13 protein-coding genes are annotated in these 17,713 nt (G+C 70.3%); 9 read left to right on the top strand and 4 right to left on the bottom strand.

Annotated features, from left to right (window positions below):
* Positions 1-24 precede the first annotated feature (24 nt).
* From K8V84_RS11890 to K8V84_RS11880, 3 genes are read right to left on the bottom strand one after another with little or no spacing between them, the layout of a single operon-like run.
* On the bottom strand, positions 25-2,361 hold the full coding sequence (locus K8V84_RS11890) for a transglutaminaseTgpA domain-containing protein (RefSeq protein WP_304074205.1): 2,337 nt from the start codon (positions 2,359-2,361) through the stop codon (positions 25-27).
* Positions 2,362-2,369: 8 nt separating this feature from the next.
* Positions 2,370-3,611 carry a DUF58 domain-containing protein gene (locus K8V84_RS11885; protein ID WP_304074148.1) on the bottom strand — a complete coding sequence of 414 codons (1,242 nt, stop codon included), beginning with the start codon at positions 3,609-3,611 and terminating at the stop codon, positions 2,370-2,372.
* A gap of 39 nt (positions 3,612-3,650) precedes the next feature.
* Complete coding sequence (locus K8V84_RS11880) at positions 3,651-4,643, bottom strand: MoxR family ATPase (RefSeq protein ID WP_304074147.1); 993 nt, start codon at positions 4,641-4,643, stop codon at positions 3,651-3,653.
* Between the two features lie 476 nt (positions 4,644-5,119).
* Between K8V84_RS11880 and mraZ the strand changes: the two genes are divergently transcribed.
* The 4 genes from mraZ (at position 5,120) to K8V84_RS11860 (ending at position 9,279) form a co-directional block, all read left to right on the top strand.
* On the top strand, positions 5,120-5,551 hold the full coding sequence (gene mraZ / locus K8V84_RS11875; protein WP_304074146.1) for a division/cell wall cluster transcriptional repressor MraZ: 432 nt from the start codon (positions 5,120-5,122) through the stop codon (positions 5,549-5,551).
* 276 nt (positions 5,552-5,827) lie between these two features.
* On the top strand, positions 5,828-6,856 hold the full coding sequence (rsmH, locus tag K8V84_RS11870; protein ID WP_304074204.1) for a 16S rRNA (cytosine(1402)-N(4))-methyltransferase RsmH: 1,029 nt from the start codon (positions 5,828-5,830) through the stop codon (positions 6,854-6,856).
* Between the two features lie 9 nt (positions 6,857-6,865).
* Entirely contained in the window at positions 6,866-7,309 is a 444-nt protein-coding gene (locus K8V84_RS11865; protein WP_304074144.1) for a hypothetical protein, read from the top strand.
* Positions 7,306-9,279 (top strand): penicillin-binding protein 2, encoded by a 1,974-nt coding sequence (locus tag K8V84_RS11860; RefSeq protein WP_304074143.1) that lies wholly within the window; start codon positions 7,306-7,308, stop codon positions 9,277-9,279. Before K8V84_RS11865 ends, K8V84_RS11860 begins: the two co-directional genes overlap by 4 nt.
* Positions 9,280-9,345: 66 nt before the next feature.
* Here K8V84_RS11860 and mmuM read toward each other — a convergent pair whose 3' ends face one another.
* Positions 9,346-10,245: a homocysteine S-methyltransferase gene (gene mmuM / locus K8V84_RS11855; protein WP_304074141.1), complete on the bottom strand. Its 900-nt coding sequence runs from the start codon at positions 10,243-10,245 to the stop codon at positions 9,346-9,348.
* Between the two features lie 141 nt (positions 10,246-10,386).
* Here mmuM and K8V84_RS11850 point away from each other — a divergent pair, with 141 nt between their 5' ends.
* The 5 genes from K8V84_RS11850 to K8V84_RS11830 form a co-directional block, all read left to right on the top strand.
* The gene (locus K8V84_RS11850) at positions 10,387-12,051 is read left to right on the top strand and encodes a UDP-N-acetylmuramoyl-L-alanyl-D-glutamate--2,6-diaminopimelate ligase (protein WP_304074140.1); all 1,665 of its coding nucleotides are present in this window, start codon (positions 10,387-10,389) and stop codon (positions 12,049-12,051) included.
* A gap of 388 nt (positions 12,052-12,439) precedes the next feature.
* The gene (murF, locus tag K8V84_RS11845; protein WP_304074139.1) at positions 12,440-13,882 is read left to right on the top strand and encodes a UDP-N-acetylmuramoyl-tripeptide--D-alanyl-D-alanine ligase; all 1,443 of its coding nucleotides are present in this window, start codon (positions 12,440-12,442) and stop codon (positions 13,880-13,882) included.
* On the top strand, positions 13,879-14,952 hold the full coding sequence (gene mraY, locus K8V84_RS11840) for a phospho-N-acetylmuramoyl-pentapeptide-transferase (protein ID WP_304074137.1): 1,074 nt from the start codon (positions 13,879-13,881) through the stop codon (positions 14,950-14,952). The genes murF and mraY overlap by 4 nt, the downstream gene beginning before the upstream one ends.
* Before the next feature lie 4 nt (positions 14,953-14,956).
* Complete coding sequence (gene murD / locus K8V84_RS11835) at positions 14,957-16,423, top strand: UDP-N-acetylmuramoyl-L-alanine--D-glutamate ligase (RefSeq protein WP_304074136.1); 1,467 nt, start codon at positions 14,957-14,959, stop codon at positions 16,421-16,423.
* 177 nt (positions 16,424-16,600) lie between these two features.
* Positions 16,601-17,713: putative peptidoglycan glycosyltransferase FtsW (locus tag K8V84_RS11830; protein ID WP_304074134.1), on the top strand; the 1,113-nt coding region annotated here is incomplete at its 3' end.

Genomic DNA, 17,713 nt, shown 5'->3' with positions numbered 1-17,713 from the left:
ATGGGACTCCAAGCCGTACGGGCCTCAGAGCAGGCCGGGGAGCGGATCCGCCTCGATCCGGGGCCGGCTCCAGGGCGCCAGGGAACGTGGCAACAGCACCGCACGCCACCGCCGGCCGGTCGTGACCGACCCGGTCAGCGCGGCCACGACGGTGTCCAGATCACCCTGGAGCCCCTGAGCGGGCCGTGGTTCGGGGGCGTACCGAGCACCCTCCTCGGCCAGGGCCAGTCGCCACAGGGCACCCCCGGCCTCCTCCCCGATCCCCTTCTCCCCCACGGTGGCCAGCCGCGCGGCGGTGCTCCGCGGACTCTCGGTCAGATCCCAGGTCACCCCCAGGTCCGAACAGGTGTCGCGCAACTCCCGCCAGGCGGTGTGCGCCGCCGCCGTCCCGCCGGCGGCCACCGCGGACCGGCGTGCCCGGCGCACGAGCGCGCGGACCAGCGCGGGCAGGGCCGCGGACAACAACGCCACCAGGCCGACCAGGAGCCCGGGCAGCCACCCGGGTGGACCCTGGCCGCCGCTCACCGAGCCGGTCTCGTCCAACCCGTCGGCGGCTCCGTCCGACTCCTCGTCCGGCGACCCGCTCGCCTCCGGGGTGGGGGAGGGATCCTCCTCCGGGGACTCGTCGGCCTCGGGCTCGTCATCGGTGTTCGGTTCGGGGGCGATGTTGTCCGGAAGTTCGTCCACCCCGGTGCTGTAGTCCGGCCGGGAGGCGGTGCCCTGTCCGCCGTCGGGGTCGGCGGGTGTGGGTTCGAACCGCACCCAGCCGGCCCCCTCGAAGTACAGCTCGGGCCAGGCGTGGGCGTCGCTCGCCGCCACCGTCCACCGGTCCTCGCCGCTGGGTCTGCCCGCGGTGTAGCCCACCGCGACCCGGGCGGGGATCCCGGCCTGCCGGGCCATGACCGCCATCGCGCCGGCGTACTGCTCGCAGTAGCCGATCCGATCCTCGAAGAGGAAGTGGGTGAGCGGGTCGGTGCCCTCGGGCACCGGCGGCGGGGTCAGGTCGTAGGTGAATTCGCCGTCGGTGAAGAACTCCTGCAGGGCCAGGGCGCTCTCGTAGTCGGAGTCGGCGCCCTCGACGAGGGCGCCGGTGAGCTCTTGGACCCGCTCGTCCAGGCCCTCCGGCAGGTGCAGCCGGTCGTCGGTCAGGGAGCGCGGCGGCCCGGCGGCGTCCAGTTCACGTGCCCCGGGTCGGTTCTCCGAGGAGGTCACCACGAAGTTGTAGCCACTGGGCGGGGTCTCGGTGGTGAACACCATCAGGGTGCTCTCGTCCACGTACCAGTCCCCGGCGATCTCCACCGAGCGCGCCGGGTAGGGCAGCGGCAGGAAGTCCATGGGAGGGGTATCGGAGTCCAGGGAGATCCGTGTGGTGACGAGCTCGTCCTCGTCGGGTTCGGTCAAGCGGCCCGGGGGAGTGGGCAGTGTGCCGTCGATCCCGCTGTCCCGACCCGCGTGCACGGGCGTCATCGTCCAGTTCTCGCCGTCGAACTCGTCGAGGACGAAGGTGCGCAGGTACTCGGGTTCCTCGTCTTCGGTCCGGTAGGTGAGCACGGTGCGGTCGGAGTTGGATCCCAGGTCCCGGCGCAGGGAGACCATCGGGTGGGTGGTGGTCACCGAGTCGTTCGCCACGACCCCGCCCTCGGCCAGCGTGTAGAGGGCGTCGGTGCGCAGCGAGGGCAGGACCTGAGGCAGCAACAGGGCGAGGGAGACCGCCACCACCGAGACGAGGGCGGCCAGAGCCACGCGACCGGCCACGCCGTCGGGGGCCGTACCGGGCCCGCGCCTGGCGCGGACGCGCGTCCCCCACTCGCGGGAACGGACCCACATGTCCACCGCCAAAAGGGCGAGGAAGCCGATCGCGGTGATCGCGGCCGGCCCCCAGGTCATCCCGGCGTCGTCCACGAACAGCGGCACCACCAGCAGCGAGAGCAGCAGACCACCGACCATGCCGGGGCAACGGGCCGTTACGGCGAGGAAGTCCGCGGTCATCGTGAACACCATGAACACCAGGGCGATGATCACGTTGAGCCCGGGCGTGGGCGAGACCGGTGGGGTGTTGGTGTCGATGGTGTGCAGGCCCTGTACGAACAGGGCCCCGGTGTGGTCGAGCGTGTCCAACGTGGGCAGGAAGCCCAGAGCGGTGGTCTCGGGAGCGAAGAGCGGCGCGTACAGCAGCAGCACCGCGAACAGCTGGAGGAAGGGCACGGCGAATGCCCCGCCCACCAGTGATCGGTACGCCGTGGAGACGAGCGCGACCACCGTCATGAGCACGGCGGCCGGGACCCACCAGGCGTCGCCGCGGACCAGGCCGCTCAGCAGGGGGAGTGAGGCCAACATCGTGACCAGGGTGGCCAGGGGCATCAGCGCTCTCAACGCGGACCCTCCCAGGGGTTCGGTGTTCCCGCGGCGGCGGGGGCGGCGAGGCCGTGCCACAGGTCGGGAAGTTCGGTGGGCTCGGCGACGGGGAGTACCCGCCAACCGTTGGCGGTCAGCAGGTCGCCCACTCGTCGCGCGGCCTCGGGGTCGGGCCAGGCGGCGTTGACGCACAGCACCGCCACCCGGGTCGCGGAACCGCCCGCTCGGGACAGGGCGGTGGCGTCCTCGACGTCCAAAGCACCCAGGACCGCGACGACCAGACCGGCCGAGACACCGCGCGCTTCCTCCAGTTCGGCGATGCCACCGCCGAGCCGGGGGGTGTCGGAGGGCTCCACCACGGCCAGTCCGTCCAGCACACCGGTGGCGTGCTCGGTGATCAGACGGCCCTGATCGGTGTGCAGGCGCAGTTCGTGTCCGTGTTCGAGCACGTGCAGGGCCACCGACGCGGCCACGCTCACCGCCGTCTCCAGGGAGTCGCGCGGGCCGTCGCCGGCGTGGGCGTCGACGCGGGTGTCGAGCAGCAGGGTGCTGTGTTCACGCCGGTGCTGTTCGTCCTGGCGCACCATCAGTTCGCCGTGCTTGGCGGTGGAACGCCAGTGCACTCGGCGCAGATCGTCGCCGTGTCGGTAGGTGCGGGGGATCGGGTCCTGCTCACCGACACCGGTCACCGATCGCCGGGGGGCGTCCTCCCCGGGGGCGCCGTCGGTGCGGCCCCGCTCGGGCAGGGGCACGAAGCGGGGCGTGACCAACAAAGGGGTGGGCGAGCCCAGGGAACGGGTCACGCGAACACAACCCAGCGCGTCGAGCACACTCACCCGTAAGGGCCCCACCGGGTAGCGACCGCGAACTTCCGGACGTACCAGGTAGGTGATGTCGCAGACGGAGCGCGGCCCCAGGAAACCGACGGTGAAGCGTGGTTCGTGGCCCAGCCGGACCGGCAGCGTGTCCTCCAGACGGACCCAGCCCACGGGCCAGGTGGGTGAACCGTTGCCGATGCGGACCAGGACCTGGGCGTCACCGCCCGCGGGGACCCGGCGCGGGCGCAGGTCACGGCTGTCGACGATGCGCGCGGAAGCTCCGATGAGCGTGAGCGCGCCGATCGTCGGCACCAGGAGCAGGAGCAGCCCGACGCCGACGATCTCGCGTTGACCGATGACGAGACCACACACGAGTGCGACCGCTCCGAAGAACAGCATCAGGCCGCCACGGGCGGTGAGGGTGCGTTGCGGGCGCATCGTCCGTCTCTTGGTGGGATCGGGCGCTGCCGAAAGGGGTCAGCGGGGTCCGGGCACGGGAAGTCGAGCGACCAGCTTGGCCACGATCTGTTCGGGGCTGAGGCGTTCCATGTGGGCCTCGGGACCGGGCAGGAGCCGGTGGGCCAGCACGGGAACGGCCAGCGTCTGCACGTCGTCGGGCACCACGTAGTGGCGGCCCTCCAAAGCGGCGTGGGCGCGGGCGGCGCGCACCAGGTGCAGGGTCGCGCGCGGGGAGGCGCCGAGCTTGAGTTCGGGCGCGGTGCGGGTGGAGTTGACCAGGTCGACGATGTAGCGGCGCATGCCGGGGGCGACGTGGACCTGCCGGACCCGTTCGACCAGGTCCCGGATCTCGGCGGCGTCGGTGACGGGGGCCAGGTCCTCCAACGGGGAGTTCGACCCGTGGGAGTCGATCATGTCGAGTTCGGCCTGCGGTGAGGGGTATCCGACCGAGACGCGGGCCATGAACCGGTCCCGTTGCGCCTCGGGCAGGGCGTAGGTGCCCTCCATGTCCGCGGGGTTCTGGGTGGCCACCACCATGAAGGGGCGCTCCAGGGCGCGGGTCCGGCCGTCCACGCTGACCTGTCGTTCGGCCATGCACTCCAGCAGGGCCGACTGGGTCTTGGGCGAGGCACGGTTGATCTCGTCGCCGAGAACGATGTTGGCGAACACCGGACCCGGGTTGAACTCGAACTCGCCGCGGTCCTGGTGGTAGACGCTGACGCCCGTGATGTCGCTGGGCAGTAGGTCCGGAGTGAACTGGACGCGTTGGACCGAACAGTCCACCGCCCGTCCCAGGGCCTTGGCCAGCATGGTCTTGCCGACGCCGGGGACGTCTTCGATGAGCAGGTGGCCCTCGGCGAGCAGAACGGTCAGCGTGATGCGCAGAACGTCGGGTTTGCCCTCGATGACCGTCTCGATCGCGTCGCGGACGCGGTCGGCCACGATCGCGACGGCGCCCACGTCCTCCCGGACGTCACCCCCGTGACCGTCGTGCTGTGTGCCGAGTGACACGAGACCCCTCTCGCTCCGTATGCCTCGGTGTATCGATCCGAGGCTAGGCCCAATCAGGTCCTATGCAAACCAAAGTGCCGAAATCGGCTGCGGAATGGGGGAACTGCGTTGCAATGTTCCACATGGTCCGGAAATCGCACTTCTGATCGTGGGCGGGTGCGGGGTTCGGGAAGCGGGACGGGTGCGCGGAACCGGTCATGGTGCGACCCGAGGGTGGACGACGGAACGTCGCGGTGCTCAACGGTCCCGTTTCCGGGGGCGTCGCCGTGGTGGTGGGAATAGGCCCGGGGGTGGCGCCGCGACGCTCGGACCCCCTCCACCGCTCCACTCGAACGCCACCGCTGTGACCTGCGGATTCAGCGATCTTTCAAGCGTCGCGCGCCGATTCGAACTGTTGACGGTGGGGAAGAGTGGAGTAAGGTGGAGCAGCGTGGAGAGGGTGAGTTCTCCACTCAGGGGGGTGAGGGGGTGAGCGTGTGTTCCTCGGCACCCACACACCTCGCCTCGACCAGAAGGGACGGCTGTTCCTTCCAGCGAAGTACCGCGACGAACTGTCGGGGGGTGTGGTGATCACGAAGGGCCAGGAGCGCTGCCTCTATGTCTTTCCGACGGACGAGTTCGCTCGTCTGACCGCAGCCCTGCGCTCCGCACCGGTCACCGCCAAGGCGGTTCGCGACTACAGCCGGGTCCTCTTCGCCAGCGCGTCGGATCAGGCCTGCGACAAGCAGGGCAGGGTCACCGTCCCGCCGAAGCTGCGCGAGTACGCGGGGCTGGACCGAGAGTGCGTCGTCATCGGCGCCAACACGCGTTTGGAGATCTGGGACTCCCGGGCGTGGTCGGAGTACGAGGCCGAACAGGAACAGGAGTTCGCGCAACTCTCAGAGGAGGTGCTGCCCGGGGTGCTGTGAGCGGGGCGGCCCTTTCTCCGCCGCGCGGACGGCACTACGTCCATGCAATGCCGGGACCGGCAGTGGTCTTCCGGACACGACCGACACGAGCTGGCGCGACTTCCCCGGTGCCAGGTCGTGAACGCTCGACCCACCGAAGGGTGGACAATAGCGGCCGTGTCCGGAAGGCCCGCCGGTGACTTCCGGCCGGGCCACGCGAAGGACACCGTGACACGCCCCCGGGGCGTGTTCACGGACTCAGGGGGAGACCGCGACAGCGTGGAGGAACAGCACCGCATGGGGGAGACCCGGAAGCACGACCGTCCCGACGGGGACGGCGCGTCACAGGACCACGACGACCTCGGCGAATCCGCGCAGGCCCATGTGCCGGTGATGCTGGACCGGATCGTCGAACTGCTCGCCCCGGCGCTCACCCGCCCCGACGCCGTGCTCGTCGACGGCACACTCGGTCTGGGCGGACACTCGGAGGCACTGCTCAAGGCCCGCCCGAACCTGCGCCTGGTCGGCGTGGACCGTGACACCACCGCCTTGGAGCGCAGCGCCGAGCGACTCAAGCCCTACGACGACCGCACCCACTTCGTGCACGCGGTCTACTCGGAGATCCCGCGGGCCCTGGACGAGGCCGGCTACGACCGGGCCGACGCCGTCCTGCTCGACCTGGGGGTGTCCTCGCCCCAGCTGGACGAGAGCGACCGCGGGTTCGCCTACGCCCAGGACGCCCCCTTGGACATGCGCATGGACCGTACCCAGGGACTCACCGCCGAAGAGGTCGTCAACGACTACCCCGTCGGCGAACTCATCCGTGTCCTGCGCACCTACGGCGAGGAGCGCTTCGCGCCGCGCGTGGCCAAGGCCATCGAACGCCGTCGCGCGCAGGGTCGCATCACCTCCACCAGGGAACTGGCGGACCTGGTCCGAGAGTCCATCCCCGCCGCCACCAGGCGTACCGGAGGCCACCCCGCCAAACGCGCCTTCCAGGGGTTGCGCATCGAGGTCAACGCCGAACTGTCCATCCTCAAGGAGACCCTGCCCGCCGCCCTGTCCCGGCTGGCCATGGGCGGACGCATCGCGGTGCTGTCCTACCACTCCCTCGAGGACCGGATGACCAAGAAGGCCTTCGCCGCACTGGCCACCGACACCACGCCTCCCGACCTTCCGGTCCCGCTCCCGGACCGGCAGCCGGAACTGAAGCTCCTCACCAGAGGCGCCGAACTCCCCACGGACGAAGAGAACGAACGCAATCCGCGCGCGCAGTCCGCCCGTCTCCGGGCGGCCGAGCGTGTGCGCGAACCGTCGCGGCAGTAGGGAGAACAGATGGGCACGAAGACGGACACCCGCCGCACCACCAAGGACCGTGGACGCACCGGGACCACCACCCGTACCGCCGCGCCCCGACGTTCGGTGCGTACCAAGGCGCCGACCGCCACGGCACGTACGACGGGGGGAGCCTCGGCGAGTCGCGCACCGAAGATCCCCTTCGTGCTGCTCATCCTCTGTCTGTTGGGCGGGGCTCTGGTCAGCCTGCTGTTGCTGCGCAGCCTCGTGGCGCAGGAGGCCTACACCATCACCAGCCTGCAGTCGGAGAACCGCGAGATGTCCTACGAGGAACAGCGGCTCGAAGAGTCCGTCGCCCACCTGGAGACCTCCGACCGCATCGCGCAAGAGGCGGAGAAGATGGGGATGGAGCCGGGCGAGGCCCCGCTCTTCCTGGACTTGGACAACGGTGAGATCACCGGGGACGCTGGGAGCGATGATTGAGCACCCCTCGGGACCGACGCCCACGTGACCCCCGCCGACCCGGAGCGACCAGCCGCTCCGGGTCGCGGCCGAACAAGGGCCCACAGAGGAGACCGAACCGGCCCGCCCAGGGTGGGCGTGCCCGGGCCGGTGGCGGATCCGGCGGTACGGGCCGTCCGGTACGGCGGGGGGAACGTCCCCGCCGTCGGTCGAGTCCGCCGCCGCCCCCGCCGCTGCTGCGTCGTACCTTCCGAGCGGGCGATCCGCGTAAGCGGATCAAGGCCGGTGGGGTCATCATCGTGGTGATCCTGGTGCTGTTCGCCGGGCGCCTCACCCAGATCCAGGGGATCGAGGCCGAGACCTACGCCGAGGCCGCGGCGAACCTGCGCATGCAGACCATCGACATCCCCACCCTGCGCGGGCAGATCACCGACTCCGAAGGCAACCCCTTCGCCCTGTCGGTGGAGGTCCGCAACGTCTTCGTCGACCCCGAGGAGATCGAGGAGGACGAACGGGATCGGCTCATCGACGAACTGGTGAGCCGTTTCGACCTGGAAGAGCAGGACGTGACGGCCAAGGTCGACGCCAAGCCGAGCCGATACCAGATCGTGGCGAAGGACATCTCTCCCGGCGACTGGCAGGAGTTCCAGGATCTGGGCCTGAGCGGAGTGGGCGCCGACGTCGACTACAACCGGGTCTACCCCGACGAGACCGGCGCCGCCGACCTGGTCGGTTTCGTCGGTGCGGAGGGGCACGGCCTCGAAGGCCTGGAGGGCTACCTGGACTCCACTCTCGCCGGTGAGGCCGGCAAGCGACAGGTCGAGGTCGGCCAGGACGGCACCCAGATCCCGATGGCCGGCGGTCTGGTGCGCGAACCCGAGGCGGGTCAGGACGTACGACTGACCCTGGACCGCGACCTGCAGTGGTACGCCCAGCAGGCGCTGGCGAACCGGGTCGAGGAACTGGAGGCCGAGGCGGGCAGCGTCGTGGTCTCCAACAAGGAGGGGGAGATCCTGGCCATGGCCGACTTTCCCACCTATGACCAGACCGACATCGCCTCCTCCGAACCCGAGGACCGGAGCAACGGGTCGGTGTCCTCCACCTTCGAACCCGGCAGCACCAACAAGGTCATCACCCTGGCGGCCGCGCTGGAGGAGGGGAAGACCACCCCCGAGACGGTCTACACCGTGCCCTACGCGCTCCAGTACTACGACCAGACCTTCCGCAACTCCAGCAACAACGGCACCCAACGCCTGACCACCAACGGGATCATGGCCCAGTCCAGCAACGTGGGCACGATCAAGATCGCCGACCAGGTGGGGGCCTCGGTCCTGCACCGCTACATGACCGACTTCGGTCTGGGGCAACCCACGGGCCTGGCCCTGCCGGGCGAGGAGTCCGGTGTGCTCACCGACCCCGACGACTGGTGGGGCACCCAACTGCCGTCGGTGTCCATCGGGCACGGGCTGTCGGTCAACGCCGTGCAGATGGCCTCGGTCTACGCCACCGTCGCCAACGGGGGAGTGCGGGTCGAACCGACGCTCGTCTCGGGAACGGTCGACCCGGAGGGCGAGTTCACCGCGGCCGAGGAACCCGCCCGTCAGCGGGTGATCAGCGAGGAGACCGCCGAACAGCTCCAGCTGATGCTGGAGGCGGTCACCGGCGACGAGGGGACCGCTCCGCAGGCCCGCATCGACGGTTACCGGGTGGCCGGCAAGACCGGTACCGCCAACCGGATCGACCCGGAGACGGGCCGCTACGACGAGGGCGGCTACACGGCCACCTTCGCCGGGTTCGCCCCCGCGGACGACCCGGAACTGGTGGTCCAGGTGGTACTGCACAACCCGCAGGGCACCTACTACGGCGGTGAGGCGGCGGGCCCGGTGTTCAACGACATCATGTCCTTCGCCCTGAAGTCCTTCAAGGTCCCACCGACCGACGAGGAGGCCCCGGCCATCCGTCTGGTGGAGGACGAGGACGCCGACGGCTGACACCCGCACAGGAGTAGGGCGGGCACACGGTGCCCGCCCTGCGGCCCGGCTTCGGGTGATGGCCCCTTAAGCCGACCGAAGGGCGTCCACCGCCCGGCGGATGGCACGGATGTGGGCGGGGCCGGTGCGGCAGCAGCCACCGACCATCACGGCGCCGTCCGCGCACCAGCCGGCCGCCGCCGCGCCGAAGCCCTCGACGTCCGTGGAACCGGCCCACGTCCCGCGTTCGGAGTCCCACACCTCGCCCGAGTTCGGGTAGGCCACCGCGGGCAGTCCCACCGAGGCCACCTCCCGCACCAAGGGGGGCACGTTCGACGGTGGAACGCAGTTCACGCCCACGGCCACCACACGCCCCTGCCGATGCAACGGCGCCAACCCCTCCGCCACCTCGCGCAGCGGGGTGCCATCGGAGATCCGAGTCTCGTCGGAGCACGAGAAGGAGAACCACGCACGGACCCCCGGCGTCTCCGCGACCAGGCGGGCCAGAGCCCGCGCCTCGGCGGCCGACGGCAGCGTCTCGCAGGCCACCAGGTCCGCACCGGAGCCGGTGAGCACCCGCCACCGCTCCCGGTGCCACCGGTACAACCCCTCCTCGTCCAGGTCGTAGTCGCCGGTGTACTCCGACCCGTCCGCCAGGGCCGCGCCATAGGGGCCCACGCCCGCCGCCACCAGACCCGAGCCGAACGCGTCCCGTTCGGTCACCGCCAGTTCCACCGACCGGGCCGAGAACTCCAAGGCCTCGGTGCGGGAGTACCCCCGGGCGGTGAATCCGTCGACGCTCGCCTGGTAGCCGGCGGCGATCGCCACGTCCGCTCCGGCCTCGAAGTAGTCGCGGTGCACCCGCGCGATCAGTTCCGGCTCCCGCGCCAACAACCGGGCCGACCACAGACCACCGCCCAGGTCACGGCCGTAGGCCTCCAACCGCGTCGCGAGCCCTCCGTCCAACACCAGTGCACGGTCCGCCATCCTCACCACCCTTGTCGACACACCTGTCCCAACCTGGGCGAAACGCCACACCATCCCTTGACAGGGAAACGTGGACCGGCCCAGCGTGGAAATTACCGACCGGCCCTCCACAGCCGTTAATCTCCAGACGTGCCACCGGTAATGCGACCTGAACACTCCAAACTCCGTCCACTGTCCGACCTGGCGACGAAGCTCGGTCCGGACACCACCCTGCTGCGCCCGGACCTGGACCCGGACCGGCCCGCGGACATGCCTCCACGTGAGATCCACGTCCGCGGCATCACCCACGACTCTCGACAGGTCGGCCAAGGCGACCTGTACGTCGCCCTGCCCGGAACCCGCGTCCACGGCGCGCGGTTCTCTCAGCAGGCGGCCGACGCCGAGGCCGCCGCGATCCTGACCGACACCGACGGCGCCGACGAGGCGGCCGCCACCGGCCTGCCCGTACTCGTGGTCCCCGGCGCGCGAGCCGCGCTCGGCACGGCCGCCGCCTGGGTCTTCGACGAGCCCGCTCGGGATCTGGTCCTGGTCGGGACCACGGGCACCAGCGGCAAGACCACGATCAGCTACCTGATCGAGTCCGGGATGCGTCAGGCCGGGATGAGCACCGGCCTGATCGGCACCGTGGAGATGCGGGTGGGCGACGAACGCGTCGCCTCCTCCCTGACCACACCGGAGGCCACCGACCTGCACGGACTCTTCGCCGTCATGGCCGAACGCGGCGTCACCGCCGCCGCCATGGAGGTCTCCAGCCACGCCCTGGCACTGGGCCGGGTCGGCGGCGCCCGCTTCGACGTGGCGATCTTCACCAACCTGTCCCAGGACCACCTGGACTTCCACTCGGACCTGCGCGACTACTTCGAGACCAAGGCGCTCCTGTTCACCCCCGAGTACTGCGACATCGCGGTGGTCAACGTCGACGACCGCTTCGGTCGGGCGCTGGTGGACATGGTGCAGCCACGCGGAGACGTCCCCGTCACCACCTTCGCCGTGGAGGGCTTCTCCGACGCCGACCCCGAGAGCGCCATGGAAGCGGACTGGAACGCCGTGGACGTCCACCTGGGCGCCACCGGCAGCACCTTCCGCGTGGTCGGACCCGGCGGTATGGAGGCCAAGGCGTCCGTGGCGCTACCCGGCCCCTTCAACGTCTCCAACGCCATGGCCGCCATCGTCGGTCTGGTCGAGGCGGGCCTTCCGATGGAGACCGCCATCGCCGGCGTCGCCGCGGCACCGGGCGTCCCGGGCCGCATGGAGCAGGTGGAGGCCCGGGACGCGGCGCAACCGCAGGACTTCACCGCGCTGGTCGACTACTCGCACAAGCCCGGCGCCATCGAAGCCGTCCTGGGCGCCCTGCGCGCCACCACGGAGGGACAGATCACCATGGTGGTCGGCTGCGGTGGCGATCGTGACCGGGCCAAACGTCCGCTCATGGGCGAGGCCGCCGCGCGTTTGGCCGATCACCTGATCATCACCAACGACAACCCGCGAACCGAGGACCCGGTGACGATCGCCACGGCGATGCTCGAAGGGGTCGCCAAGGTTCCCGAGGATCGGCGGGCCCGCATCACCGTGGAGTTCGACCGGGCCGAGGCGATCGGCCTGGGTGTGGCCCGCACCGGCCCCGGCGACGTCGTCGTTGTCGCCGGAAAGGGCCACGAGACCGGTCAGTACGTCAAGGGGGAGGTCCTGCCCTTCGACGACCGGGAGGTGCTGCGCGGGGCCATCGAGGACGCGTTGCGCATCCGGGCCGGCCGGCGGCTCGGCGACGCCCTCCGGGACGTTCACCGCGCACCCGACCAGGGCTGACGCTCCGACACACCGAAGACGCGCCGAAACCGGTGCCGTCCACTCACCGGGACACGGCCACAGGCCGTGTCCCGGTCACATAGACCGCCCTGAGGTGTACGTATCACTCTCGGTATGGCCTCTGGCGGTCACGAAGTGGAGCATATTGGCGCCCACAGGGCCCTGCCGGGACCCCGGACGCCCCAACATGTTCTAAGGTAGGTCCGGCAATCGCAGCCCGAAGTGCCGCCCCACGTGGCGCCCATGACCCGGCATCGTCGGGTCGTCAGTGGCCCGGTGCGGCACCGCGCGCACGGTATCCGCGGTGCCATCCCCTGACCCGAAACCCGAGGCCGGGTGGCCAATGCCCTTGGGGCGCTGTGGGCCGGGCCTGACCTGAGGAGTGGATTTGATCGCGCTCACGCTCGATCGGATCGCTGAGATCACCCAAACCGCCATCGGCGGATCAGCACGCCCAGACGCCGTCGTCGACGGCCCCGTCGTCATCGATTCCCGACAGGTGGAGTCCGGGGCGCTCTTCGTCGCGCTCAACGGCGAGAGGGTCGACGGACACGACTTCGCCGAGTCCGCGGTGGCGGCCGGGGCGGTCGCCGTCCTGGTCTCGCGCCCGGTCCCCGCACCGCACCTGCTGGTGGACGGCGGAGACGACGAGGTCGTAGCGGCCCTGGCGCGTCTGGCCAGGTATGCGGCCGGTGAACTCGGCGACCCGAAGCGCGAGGACGCCACGACGCAGATCGTCGGCGTCACAGGCTCCTCCGGCAAGACCACGACCAAGGACCTCATCGCCCAGGTCGTCGGTCGTATGGGCGCCACGGTGGCCCCGGCCGGCTCCTTCAACAACGAGATCGGCCACCCGCTCACCGTGCTGCGCGCCGACACCGACACCCGCCACCTGATCCTGGAGGTCGCCGCGCGCGGCATCGGGCACATCGCCCACCTGTGCCGCGTCGCCCCGCCCCGGATCGGCGTGGTGCTCAACGTCGGCAGCGCGCACATGGGCGAGTTCGGTGGCCGCGACGCCATCGCCAAGGCCAAGGGCGAACTCGTCGAGTCGCTCCCGGCCGGCTCCGAGCGGCGCGGCGCGGGCGGTGTGGCCGTCCTCAACGCCGACGACCCGCTGGTCCGCGCCATGGCCTCTCGCACCGGGGCGCGCGTCGTCCTCTACGGCACCGCCGAGGACGCCCACGTGCGCGCCACCGACGTCACCACCCAGGACAACGGGTCCCCGGCGTTCACGCTGCACCTGAACGGTCGCACGGCCCCGGTCCGGCTGGGGCTGGTCGGCGCCCACCAGGTGAGCAACGCCTTGGCCACCGCCGCCGTCGCCGACGAGCTCGGCATGGACATCGAAGACATCGCCGCCGCCCTCGGCGCGGCCACCCCGGTCAGCCGTTGGCGGATGGAGGTCACCGAACACGACGGTGTCACCCTCGTCAACGACGCCTACAACGCCAACCCCGAATCGATGCGGGCCGCGCTGACCACCCTGGCCTCCCTGGCCAGGGAACGCCGCGCCATCGCCGTGCTCGCCCACATGGCCGAGCTCGGTGAGGAGGGCGACGCCGAACACGAGAGGATCGGGGCCCTTGTCGCCGAGATCGGCGTGGCCCACCTGATCGTGGTCGGGGAGGCAGCCGAGGGCATCGCCGTCGGTGCCGAACGCGCCGCCCACAGGTGGAGCGGTGAGAGCATCCGAGTTCCCGACGCCGAGGCGGCAGCCGAAGCGGTGCGCGAGCGGATGCGCACAGGAGACGTCGTCATTGTGAAGGGATCGCGCGTGGCTGCGCTCGAAAGGGTTATCGACCTCATCACCAAGGGTGATGACCAATGATCGGGATCACCATCGCGGCGGCGCTCGCGCTGATCGTCTCCATGCTGCTGATGCCGCCGCTCATCAAGCTCCTGTACCGGTTCAAGTTCGGGCAGGAGGTCCGCGACGACGGACCCGAGGGTCACAAGACCAAGCAGGGCACGCCCACCATGGGCGGCATCGTCATCATCCTCGGTGCGGTGATCGGCTACTTCGGCTCCCACCTGGTGCTGTGGATCGTCCAGCCCGCCGCCTCCGGGCCGACGGCCTCCGGCCTGCTGGTGATGTTCCTGTTCGTCGGGATGGGCTGTGTCGGCTTCCTCGACGACTTCATCAAGATCTACAAGCGCCGCAGCCTGGGTCTGCGCAGTGGCGCCAAGATGGTCGGTCAGGCCGTCATCGGTGTGGGCTTCGCCTACGGCGTGACCCAGTTCCCCAACGGGTACGGCTACACCCCGGCCGCCCCCCAGCTGTCCTTCCTGCGCGACTTCGGACCGCCGCTGATGATCGGCGTGTTCGTCATCTGGGCGCTGTTCCTCATCGTCGGGTTCTCCAACGCGGTGAACCTCACCGATGGTCTGGACGGCCTGGCCACCGGCGCGGTCATCCTGTCGCTGGCCGCCTACGTCATCATCGGCAACTGGCAGCTGCGTCAGTCCTGTGTGGAGGCTCTCACCTCCAGCTGCTACACCGTCCGTGACCCCTTGGACCTGGCCGTCGTGGCCTCCGCCGTCCTCGGCTCCTGCATCGCCTTCCTGTGGTTCAACGCGCCCCCGGCGAAGATCTTCATGGGCGACACCGGTTCGCTGGCCCTGGGCGGTCTCATCGTGGGTCTGGCCATCACCACCCGCACCCAGCTCCTGCTGCTGATCATCGGTGGCCTGTTCGTCATCATCACCCTGTCCGTGATGATCCAGATCACGTCGTTCCGCCTCACCGGCAAACGCGTGTTCCGGATGGCGCCGCTGCAGCACCACTTCGAGCTCAAGGGGTGGGCGGAACCGACCATCGTGATCCGTTTCTGGATCATCCAGGGTCTGTTCATGGCGGTGGCGATCGGCCTGTTCTACCTCGAATGGATGCCAAGCTAGAGGCATGCCGCACCACCGATCTTCCACCTCCCCGACCACCGCGCCCGCCGAAGGCGAGAACCCCTTCGCGGGCGCGTTGGTCTGTGTCGCCGGTCTCGGAGTCTCCGGTCCCCCCGTCGCCAGGGCGCTCCTGGCGCAAGGGGCCCGGGTGGTCGTCGTCGACGGCCGTGACGACGAGACCACCCGCGCCGTGGCCGCCGAACTCACCGAGGCGGGCGCGGAGGTCCTCCTCGGCGACACGCCCCTGCCCGAGGGCTGCGACCTGGTCGTCACCTCACCCGGCTGGCGCCCCGACTCGCCGCTGTTGCTCCGTGCCGCCGAGGCCGGAGTGGAGGTCATCGGCGACGTGGAACTGGCCTGGCGGATCAAGCCCGCCGACCAGGTGTGGCTGGCCATCACCGGCACCAACGGCAAGACCACCACAGTGCGCATGCTCGAATCGATCCTGCGCGCGGACGGCCGCGACGCGCTCGCCGTCGGCAACGTCGGTACCCCCGTCATCGACGCGGTCCGTCCGGACGCCGAGGGCCACGTGTACAACGTCCTTGCCGTGGAACTGTCCAGCTTCCAGCTGCACTGGTCCGAGAGTCTGCGCCCGCACGCCGCCACCGTCCTCAACATCGCCGCCGACCACCTGGACTGGCACGGCGGACTCGACCCCTACGCCCGCGCCAAGGGCAAGGTGTTCGCCCACGGCACCGTGCGCGTGGTCAACACCGCCGACGAATGGTCGGTGCGCCTGGCCGAGGAGGACGGCGACCCCCACGCCCCGCTGGTGGGTCTGCGCCTGGACACCCCTCGCGCCGGGGAACTGGGCGTGGTCGAGGACCTGCTGGTGGACCGGGCCTTCGTGGCCGAACCCCACAGCAGCGCCGAGGAACTGGCGACCCTGGCCGACGTCCGCCCGGCCGCCCCGCACAACGTCGCCAACGCCCTGGCGGCGGCGGCCCTGGCCCGCTCGATCGGTGCGGCCGCCGACTCGATCCGCGTCGGCCTGAACGCTTTCGTCCCCGAACCCCACCGGATCGCCCACGTGGCGAAGGTGGCGGGGGTGGACTACGTCGACGACTCCAAGGCCACCAACCCGCACGCCGCCGCGGCCTCCCTGAACTCCTACGAGTCCGTGGTGTGGGTGGCCGGCGGGTTGCTCAAGGGGGCCGACGTGGACGACCTGGTGGCCGAGGCCGCCGCCCGGCTGCGCGGCGTGGTGCTGATCGGTGCCGACCGGGCGCGCATCCGGGAGGCCCTGGAGGAGCACGCTCCGGACGTGCCGGTGGTGGAGGTCGAGGGGCCCGCCGCAGACGCCCCACCAGAGCACACCGTCATGGACGTCGTGGTCGCCGAGGCCGCCGCGTTGGCCCGAGAGGGCGACACGGTGCTGCTCGCCCCGGCCGCCGCGTCCATGGACATGTTCACCAACTATCCCGAGCGGGGCCGCTTCTTCTCCGAGGCCGTTCACCGCCGCGCCTGAGGCGCCGATTTCGCACCCAGGGTCACCGGTCGACGACACTTCGTGTTCCGGTGGCCCTGTTGTGTGCCGTACCACCCGTGAAGCCCGCCAAAGATGGCCAACACGCGGAAAATGTCCACTGGTCCCGACCCGCCGGTACGCCACTATTGAGGCGCCGATGGTGCGGAGGGTGTGTGGATGGCGGCGACGACAGCGGTTCCCGGGGCGACTCGGACCCGGGGGCGTACGGCCTCCGGTGGGCGCGAGCGCGCGCTTTGGCGTGAGTGGGCCAGGTCCCTGGACCGGCCTCTCACGTCCTATTACCTGATCCTCAGTACCGGGATGATGCTCATCGCCCTGGGGCTGGTGATGGTCCTGTCCTCGACGATGGTCAACTCCATCACCGAGACCGGCTCGGCCTTCTCCGTCTTCCATCGCCAGTTGGCGTCGGCGGCGATCGGCCTTCCACTCATGCTGTTGGCCTCCCAGCTGCCGCTGTGGGTCTTTCGGATGGTCGGCTACCCGGCGATGATCCTGTCGGTGGCGCTGCTGCTGCTCACCGCCTTCCAGGGCACCGAGGTCAACGGCGCGATGCGGTGGCTGGAGATCGGCGGTCTGGTCATCCAGCCCTCCGAACCCGCCAAGCTCGCCTTCGCCCTGTGGGGAGCCAACATCCTGGCCCGCAAGGAGGAGCTCAAGGAGCTCACCGAGTGGCGACAACTGCTGATTCCGTTGGTGCCCGGCTGCGGTCTGCTCACCCTGCTGGTCCTGATCGGATCGGACCTGTCCACCACCCTGGTGCTGCTGCTGGTCTTCCTCGCCCTGTTGTGGGTCGTGGGCGCGCCGGGCAGGCTGTTCGTCGCCATGTTCGGACTGGTCCTGGGTCTGGCCGGGATCGTCATCGCGATCGAACCGTTCCGGATGACCCGCATCACCGCATTCCTCGACCCGGGGGCCGATCCCACCGGAGCGGGGTTTCAGTCCCTGCACGGCCTGTACGCGCTGGGCACCGGAGGCATCTTCGGCGTCGGCATCGGCGCCAGTCGTGAGAAGTGGGGATTCCTGCCCTTCGCCGAGTCCGATTTCATCTTCGCCATCATCGGCGAGGAGTTCGGTCTCATCGGCACCCTGCTCGTGCTCTGCCTGCTCGGCATGCTCGGCTACGCCGGGCTGCGGGTCGCCTTCCGTGTCAAGGACCCCTTCTCGCGCCTGGGCGCCTTCGCCATCTCGACCTGGATCATCGGCCAGTCCATGATCAACATCGCCGCCGTCATCGGCCTGGTCCCGGTCACCGGAATCCCGCTGCCCCTG

Source organism: Nocardiopsis listeri (genome assembly GCF_020741345.1).
Taxonomy (GTDB): Bacteria; Actinomycetota; Actinomycetes; order Streptosporangiales; family Streptosporangiaceae; genus Nocardiopsis; species Nocardiopsis listeri_A.
The sequence above is the reverse complement of the archived record's forward strand: the minus strand, read 5'-3'. Positions and strand labels throughout refer to the sequence as shown.